2 rRNA genes are annotated in these 5,036 nt (G+C 56.2%); both read left to right on the top strand.

The window, feature by feature from the left end:
• Window positions 1-20 precede the first annotated feature (20 nt).
• Window positions 21-1,535 (top strand): 16S ribosomal RNA (locus tag ACLJQ7_RS42595).
• Window positions 1,536-1,857: 322 nt separating this feature from the next.
• A 23S ribosomal RNA gene (locus ACLJQ7_RS42590) occupies window positions 1,858-4,994 on the top strand.
• Together the 16S and 23S rRNA genes form the textbook arrangement of a ribosomal RNA operon.
• Window positions 4,995-5,036: the final 42 nt, after the last annotated feature.

Raw genomic sequence — 5,036 nt, 5'->3', positions numbered from 1 at the left:
TGCCTCGATCAAATTTGACATTGTTGGAGAGTTTGATCCTGGCTCAGGACGAACGCTGGCGGCGTGCTTAACACATGCAAGTCGAACGATGAAGCCTTCGGGTGGATTAGTGGCGAACGGGTGAGTAACACGTGGGCAATCTGCCCTGTACTTTGGGATAAGCCTGGGAAACTGGGTCTAATACCGGATATCACCATTCCTCGCATGGGGGGTGGTTGAAAGTTCTGGCGGTACAGGATGAGCCCGCGGCCTATCAGCTTGTTGGTGGGGTAATGGCCTACCAAGGCGACGACGGGTAGCCGGCCTGAGAGGGTGACCGGCCACACTGGGACTGAGACACGGCCCAGACTCCTACGGGAGGCAGCAGTGGGGAATATTGCACAATGGGCGCAAGCCTGATGCAGCGACGCCGCGTGAGGGATGACGGCCTTCGGGTTGTAAACCTCTTTCGCCAGGGACGAAGCGCAAGTGACGGTACCTGGATAAGAAGCACCGGCTAACTACGTGCCAGCAGCCGCGGTAATACGTAGGGTGCGAGCGTTGTCCGGAATTATTGGGCGTAAAGAGCTCGTAGGCGGTTTGTCGCGTCGTTCGTGAAAACTCCACGCTTAACGTGGAGCGTGCGGGCGATACGGGCAGACTTGAGTTCGGTAGGGGAGACTGGAATTCCTGGTGTAGCGGTGAAATGCGCAGATATCAGGAGGAACACCGGTGGCGAAGGCGGGTCTCTGGGCCGATACTGACGCTGAGGAGCGAAAGCGTGGGGAGCGAACAGGATTAGATACCCTGGTAGTCCACGCTGTAAACGTTGGGCGCTAGGTGTGGGCGACATCCACGTTGTCCGTGCCGTAGCTAACGCATTAAGCGCCCCGCCTGGGGAGTACGGCCGCAAGGCTAAAACTCAAAGGAATTGACGGGGGCCCGCACAAGCGGCGGAGCATGTGGATTAATTCGATGCAACGCGAAGAACCTTACCTGGGCTTGACATGCGCCAGACATCCCTAGAGATAGGGCTTCCCTTGTGGTTGGTGTACAGGTGGTGCATGGCTGTCGTCAGCTCGTGTCGTGAGATGTTGGGTTAAGTCCCGCAACGAGCGCAACCCTTATCCTACGTTGCCAGCGCGTTATGGCGGGGACTCGTGGGAGACTGCCGGGGTCAACTCGGAGGAAGGTGGGGATGACGTCAAGTCATCATGCCCCTTATGTCCAGGGCTTCACACATGCTACAATGGCTGGTACAGAGGGCTGCGATACCGCGAGGTGGAGCGAATCCCTTAAAGCCGGTCTCAGTTCGGATCGCAGTCTGCAACTCGACTGCGTGAAGTCGGAGTCGCTAGTAATCGCAGATCAGCAACGCTGCGGTGAATACGTTCCCGGGCCTTGTACACACCGCCCGTCACGTCATGAAAGTCGGTAACACCCGAAGCCCATGGCCCAACTCTTCGGAGAGGGAGTGGTCGAAGGTGGGACTGGCGATTGGGACGAAGTCGTAACAAGGTAGCCGTACCGGAAGGTGCGGCTGGATCACCTCCTTTCTAAGGAGCAACACATCCACCCCGCCGGGATACCCGGACCAACGGTGGTGGAGTGGCCGGGGCTCAAGTGCCGAATGTGTACTTGCTCTGGTTGCTCAAGGAATTGTGGAACTACTGGTTATGGCCTGAGGTCAGGTTGCCGGCAAGTGCGAGTACTGCACCTTCGGGTGCGTGGAAAGTGTTCTGCCGGGTCTGGTCGATGATTGTTCACTTAGCGCACTGTTGGGTCCTGAGGCAACACGCCGAGGGGCTTACACGAGCTCCGGGAGTTTGTTTCTGGTGTGGTGTTTGAGAACTGTAGAGTGGATGCGAGCATCTTTGTGGTCAAGTTGTTAAGGGCACATGGTGGATGTCTTGGCTTCAGGAGCCGATGAAGGACGTGGGAGGCTGCGATATGCCTCGGGGAGCTGTCAACCGAGCTGTGATCCGAGGATTTCCGAATGGGGAAACCCAGCACCAGTTATGTGGTGTTACCCGCATCTGAATATATAGGGTGTGTGGAGGGAACGCGGGGAAGTGAAACATCTCAGTACCCGTAGGAAGAGAAAACAACCGTGATTCCGTGAGTAGTGGCGAGCGAAAGCGGAAGAGGCTAAACCGTTTATATGTCAAGCTGTCAGGCGTTGTATAAGCGGTGTTGTGGGACCCAGCGTCGAGGATCTGACAGTCCTCGGAACGGTTACGCGTGTTAGTGGAACGCCTTGGGATGGGCGACCGGAGTGGGTGAGAGTCCCGTACGCGAAAACATGTTGTGGATCGTTTGTTTGGTGTTCCCGAGTAGCAGCGAGCTCGTGGAATTTGCTGTGAATCTGCCGGGACCACCCGGTAAGCCTAAATACTTCCTGAAGACCGATAGCGGACTAGTACCGTGAGGGAAAGATGAAAAGTACCCCGGGAGGGGAGTGAAAGAGTACCTGAAACCGTGTGCCTACAAGCCGTCAGAGCCCGAGCACATCCTTGTGATGTTGAGGTGATGGCGTGCCTTTTGAAGAATGAGCCTGCGAGTTAGTGCTGCGTGGCGAGGTTAACCCGTGTGGGGTAGCCGTAGCGAAAGCGAGTCTGAATAGGGCGAATGAGTCGCGTGGTCTAGACCCGAAGCGGAGTGATCTACCCATGGCCAGGCTGAAGCGTCGGTAAGACGACGTGGAGGGCCGAACCCACTTAGGTTGAAAACTGAGGGGATGAGCTGTGGGTAGGGGTGAAAGGCCAATCAAACTCCGTGATAGCTGGTTCTCCCCGAAATGCATTTAGGTGCAGCGTCACATGTTTCACCACGGGGGTAGAGCTACTGGATGGTCTAGGGGCCTTACCGGGTTACCGAAATCAACCAAACTCCGAATACCGTGGTGTGAGAGTGTGGCAGTGAGACGGCGGGGGATAAGCTTCGTCGTCGAGAGGGAAACAGCCCAGAACACCAGCTAAGGCCCCTAAGTGTGTGCTCAGTGGGAAAGGATGTGGGATTGCCCAGACAACCAGGAGGTTGGCTTAGAAGCAGCCACCCTTGAAAGAGTGCGTAATAGCTCACTGGTCAAGTGGTCCTGCGCCGACAATGTAGCGGGGCTTAAGCACACCGCCGAAGCTGTGTCATTCACACATATACATCCATCACCTCCTTGAGAGTGTGATGCAGTGGTGTGGATGGGTAGGGGAGCGTCCTGCATCCAGGGAAGCGGCGGCGGAAGCCAGTCGTGGAGGGTGTGGGAGTGAGAATGCAGGCATGAGTAGCGAATGCAGAGTGAGAAACTCTGCCGCCGGATGACCAAGGGTTCCTGGGCCAGGCTAATCCGCCCAGGGTAAGTCGGGACCTAAGGCGAGGCCGACAGGCGTAGTCGATGGATAACGGGTTGATATTCCCGTACCCGAGCACGTGCGCCCAGGATGAGGCGGTTGATACTAACCACCCGAAGCGCCAGTTGAGACCCTTCGGGGTGGAGGCTGGTTGTGGAGCGTGGGATCTGATTCCGTAGTAGTCGAGTGATGGGGTGACGCAGGAAGGTAGCTCCGCCAGTGAGTGGTAGTACTGGTGTAAGCGTGTAGGCCGAAACATAGGTAAATCCGTGTTTCATCAAGGCTGAGACGTGATGCGTAGCCGATTGAGGTGAAGTAGAGTGATCCTATGCTGCCGAGAAAAGCCTCTAGCGAGTGCGTGCACGGCCCGTACCCCAAACCAACACAGGTGGTCAGGTAGAGAATACTAAGGCGATCGGGTGAACTGTGGTTAAGGAACTCGGCAAAATGCCCCCGTAACTTCGGGAGAAGGGGGGCCAAACACTCTGAAGTCCTTCGCGGACTAGGGGTGGGTGGCCGCAGAGACCAGCGGAAAGCGACTGTTTACTAAAAACACAGGTCCATGCGAAGTCGCAAGACGATGTATATGGACTGACGCCTGCCCGGTGCTGGAACGTTAAGAGGACCGGTTAACCCTTCGGGGTGAAGCTGAGAATTTAAGCGCCAGTAAACGGCGGTGGTAACTATAACCATCCTAAGGTAGCGAAATTCCTTGTCGGGTAAGTTCCGACCTGCACGAATGGCGTAACGACTTTCCGGCTGTCTCAACCACAGGCCCGGCGAAATTGCACTACGAGTAAAGATGCTCGTTACGCGCGGCAGGACGGAAAGACCCCGGGACCTTTACTATAGTTTGGTATTGGTTTTCGGTTCGGCTTGTGTAGGATAGGTGGGAGACTGTGAAGCTGGCACGCTAGTGTTGGTGGAGTCGTTGTTGAAATACCACTCTGGTCGGATTGGGAATCTGAACCTCGGACCATGATCTGGTTCAGGGACAGTGCCTGATGGGTAGTTTAACTGGGGCGGTTGCCTCCTAAAGAGTAACGGAGGCGCCCAAAGGTTCCCTCAGCCTGGTTGGCAATCAGGTGTTGAGTGCAAGTGCACAAGGGAGCTTGACTGTGAGACAGACATGTCGAGCAGGGACGAAAGTCGGGACTAGTGATCCGGCACCACCTGGTGGAAGGGGTGTCGCTCAACGGATAAAAGGTACCCCGGGGATAACAGGCTGATCTTGCCCAAGAGTCCATATCGACGGCATGGTTTGGCACCTCGATGTCGGCTCGTCGCATCCTGGGGCCGGAGTAGGTCCCAAGGGTTGGGCTGTTCGCCCATTAAAGCGGCACGCGAGCTGGGTTTAGAACGTCGTGAGACAGTTCGGTCCCTATCCGCCGCGCGCGTAGGATACTTGAGGAAGGCTGTCCCTAGTACGAGAGGACCGGGACGGACGAACCTCTGGTATGCCAGTTGTCACGCCAGTGGCATGGCTGGTTGGCCACGTTCGGAAGGGATAACCGCTGAAGGCATCTAAGCGGGAAGCCTGTTCCAAGATGAGGTATCCCACCCCTTGTGGGTTAAGGCCCCCAACAGACCATTGGGTTGATAGGCCAGAAATGGAAGCACAGTAATGTGTTGTCGAGTTGACTGGTACTAATAGGCCGAGGACTTGCCCACAAAGATGTTACGCATCCACTCTACAGCTCTGAAACACCACAC

This window comes from Amycolatopsis sp. cmx-4-54 (genome assembly GCF_046548895.1).
GTDB lineage: Bacteria > Actinomycetota > Actinomycetes > Mycobacteriales > Pseudonocardiaceae > Amycolatopsis.
This window is presented reverse-complemented; position numbering and strand designations above follow the sequence as displayed.